4 protein-coding genes are annotated in these 3,045 nt (G+C 39.3%); all 4 read right to left on the bottom strand.

Annotated features, from left to right (window positions below; genetic code table 11):
* Positions 1-64 precede the first annotated feature (64 nt).
* Positions 65-595 carry a lactoylglutathione lyase gene (gene gloA, locus L1D46_RS20155; RefSeq protein WP_130051472.1) on the bottom strand — a complete coding sequence of 177 codons (531 nt, stop codon included), beginning with the start codon at positions 593-595 and terminating at the stop codon, positions 65-67.
* Between the two features lie 196 nt (positions 596-791).
* Positions 792-1,208 (bottom strand): VF530 family DNA-binding protein, encoded by a 417-nt coding sequence (locus L1D46_RS20160; RefSeq protein ID WP_130051473.1) that lies wholly within the window; start codon positions 1,206-1,208, stop codon positions 792-794.
* A gap of 90 nt (positions 1,209-1,298) precedes the next feature.
* The gene (locus tag L1D46_RS20165; RefSeq protein ID WP_130051474.1) at positions 1,299-2,291 is read right to left on the bottom strand and encodes an MDR family oxidoreductase; all 993 of its coding nucleotides are present in this window, start codon (positions 2,289-2,291) and stop codon (positions 1,299-1,301) included.
* A 60-nt stretch (positions 2,292-2,351) separates the two neighbouring features.
* A complete protein-coding gene (locus tag L1D46_RS20170) occupies positions 2,352-2,984 on the bottom strand; it encodes a TetR/AcrR family transcriptional regulator (protein ID WP_130051475.1) in 633 nt (210 codons plus the stop codon).
* Positions 2,985-3,045: the final 61 nt, after the last annotated feature.

The following is a 3,045-nucleotide window of genomic DNA, read 5'->3' on the forward strand; positions in this document are numbered from 1 at the left end:
TGTAAGAATTCTAAGTTATGAAATATAAAACCTGCTAAATAGCAGGTTTATGAGTGAGTGACTTTTACTTATGCTCTTCAATTATCTCAGTGATCCCTTCAGCTGAGAGTATCTCTATCCAATAGCCATCTGGGTCTTTAATAAAGGCTAAGCCTTTCATTGAGCCATCGTCAGGTTTTTTAACAAACTCAACATCGTATTTTGCAAAGCGCTCGCATGCTGCGTACACGTCTGGCACGCTAATACCGATATGACCAAAGCCTTTTGGTTCATCATTACCACTGTGGTAACCAGCAAAACTGTCGTCGTTTTCTGTGCCCCAATTATGTGTAAGCTCGATAAGAGCAGGGCGGCGAAATACCCACTGTGCTTTTTCTTTATCGCTGCCTGTTGGCATGTCTTGCTCATAACCTAAAAAGTACAGCGTAAACTCCATTTTAGGGAAGTCATATTTACCCAGTAACTTCATACCTAAAACGTTTTGGTAGAAATCTAAAGATGGCTTTGGATCTTTAATTCGCAACATTGTTTGTTGCATTACGTAATCTTGCGTTGCGTTTGCGATTTGTTCAGGTGACTCGTTGTAGTTAGACATACACATCCTTTTTAACTCAAATTACTGATGATGCAATCAGTCTAACATAATCAGGTTACCCTTAAATTAATAACAAATATTATTGACGTGTTTAGCTAGCACTTCAATTCTTAACTTACTAACTCACTCATATAAAAAAACCGCCCAACAGGCGGCTCATTTCAACTTATAGCATAAAACTTACAGCTTTTGTCGATCAATTACCCCAAGGGTTACTCGCATTTGAACGCTGCTTACGTGCTCGTGCTTGCTGCTTGGCTTCTTTTTTAGCATGAATGCGTTTGGCGTCGGTAAAACTTAACTCACAAGGATCACCTGGTTTTTGATCAGCAGGGATCACACGATCGCGAGGTGGCAATTCATAGTTTACATCATCAGGGCGTGGTAAGTTTTTAAGACGATACAAATAAAAGTTTTCTACTTTTTCTTGTGCCCATTGGGTTTTACGTAAAAACTTAACCGCAGATTTAACATCAGGATTATTTTTAAAGCAGTTTAAACGCATATAGGCGTGGAGTAATTCCCAGCCATATTGTTCGACAAGCTCTGTTACGACTTGTTCAATACCAACACCTTGCAGTGGGTTGTTGCTGAAAATTTCTTTATTACTCATTAGACTGTCCGGTATTACAAAACTAGGGTAAGTATAATTGCCTTTACCCTAGTTTTATAGCTAACTTGCTAAGAATGTTTGTTTTCGAGCTTATTCTTTGCAATTAACCACAACGCGGCCGCGAATTTCACCTTTTAGTAACGCTTCTGCATTTGCTATCGCTTGTGAAAGAGGAATTTCTTGCGATATGGTATCTAAGTATTGTGTTTCAACAAGCTCGCTTAAACGCTGCCATGCTTCAATGCGGTCTTCTTTAGGACGCATTACACTATCTATACCCATAAGGCTTATACCACGAAGGATAAACGGCGCGACTGTTGCTGGGAAGTCCATGCCTTGTGCTAAACCACACGCTGTTACAACACCACCATATTTTATTGATGCACACACATTTGCAAGTGTGTGGCTACCTACTGAATCAATTGCACCGGCGAATTGTTCTTTAGCTAGTGGTTTGCCCGGTGACGAAAATTCATCACGCGATAAAACACGTTTTGCACCTAATTTTTCAAGATGCTGTGCTTCATTCATGCGGCCTGTTGTAGCAACAACATCAAAGCCAAGCTTGTTTAATAAATAGATAGCAAAACTACCCACGCCACCATTACCACCAGTTACAAGGACTTCGCCACTTTGCGGCGTGATACCTTGTTTTTCTAAAGCAATAATACTTAGCATAGCTGTATAACCAGCCGTTCCTATTTGCATTGCTTGCTTTGGTGTTAAGTTAGCGGGTAGGGGGATCAGCCAATCACTACTCATTGATGCTTTTTCGCTAAGACCGCCTAGGTATTTTTCACCAACCCCAAAGCCATTTAATAAGACTTTATCACCTACTTTAAATTCATCACTGTTAGATTCGCTAACAGTGCCAGCAAGGTCGATGCCTGGGATCATTGGAAATGTTCTTACTACTGGGCCTTTACCAGTGATAGCTAAAGCGTCTTTGTAATTTAAGGTACTGTAGTCAACATCAATATTTACATCGTGCTGGTGGATATTTTCTACGGGAAAGTCTGTGTACTCGGCATGATAGCCTTGATCATCTTTGTTTATAACTACCGATTTTACTGATGTTGTCATGTTGACTCCTTTTAGACCGATCGTCTTTTAATGGTTAAAATAAAACCGTTTAAAACGGCTTTATAAAATTAAGCGTAAAAATTGTGCTGTATAAAGGGTAAGCGGTTCACTTGATTTATCAAGTTTAGAGCGCATTACTGCACCCTCCCAGCCAATCCAAAAAAATTCAGCAAGCATCTTACAATCTGATGCTTGGGGTATTTGTTTTAGCTTTTTTGCGTCAAGTAAGCACTGTTCAATTAATGCTTGCCAGCTATTGTAAGCCTTTTTGATGCGTTCAATCATGAAATCATCAAGGTAACTGAGTTCTTGGTTTAAATTGCCAATTAAGCACCCACGTGTAAATTCAAATTTTGCCATCCCTTGTTTAGCATCATTTGCAAACAGCACAATTCTCTCAAGAGGTGTTGTAGCTTCGTTTGTTAAATGGCGTTTTAACTTTGCTTGAAAATAATTGTCATAAGCATCGATGAGTGCTAAGCCAAAATCATTTTTACTTTTGAAATAATGATAAAAAGACCCTTTTGGCACTTGAGCCGATTTTAAAATTAAATCAATGCCTGTTGCGCTAAAGCCTTTTTCGGTCAATACAGCTAAGCCCGTATTAATTAATAGGGCACGAGTATCTGCATTTGAACGCGCTATTTTGGGTGGCCTGCCGCGACGGCTTGGCACTTTGCTATGTTTTTCCATGACGACTATATTAGACCGATCGGTTTTTAATATGCAAGAATTAATTTGACTAAATTGTAAT

The organism is Pseudoalteromonas sp. Isolate3 (assembly GCF_022398505.1).
GTDB classification, from domain to species: domain Bacteria; phylum Pseudomonadota; class Gammaproteobacteria; order Enterobacterales; family Alteromonadaceae; genus Pseudoalteromonas; species Pseudoalteromonas apostichopi.

Coding starts and splice junctions, on each gene's coding strand:
- L1D46_RS20165 (WP_130051474.1), bottom strand. CDS start 2,291: ATGACAACATCAGTAAAATCGGTAGTTATAAACAAAGATGATCAAGGC.
- L1D46_RS20160 (WP_130051473.1), bottom strand. CDS start 1,208: ATGAGTAATAAAGAAATTTTCAGCAACAACCCACTGCAAGGTGTTGGT.
- gloA (WP_130051472.1), bottom strand. CDS start 595: ATGTCTAACTACAACGAGTCACCTGAACAAATCGCAAACGCAACGCAA.
- L1D46_RS20170 (WP_130051475.1), bottom strand. CDS start 2,984: ATGGAAAAACATAGCAAAGTGCCAAGCCGTCGCGGCAGGCCACCCAAA.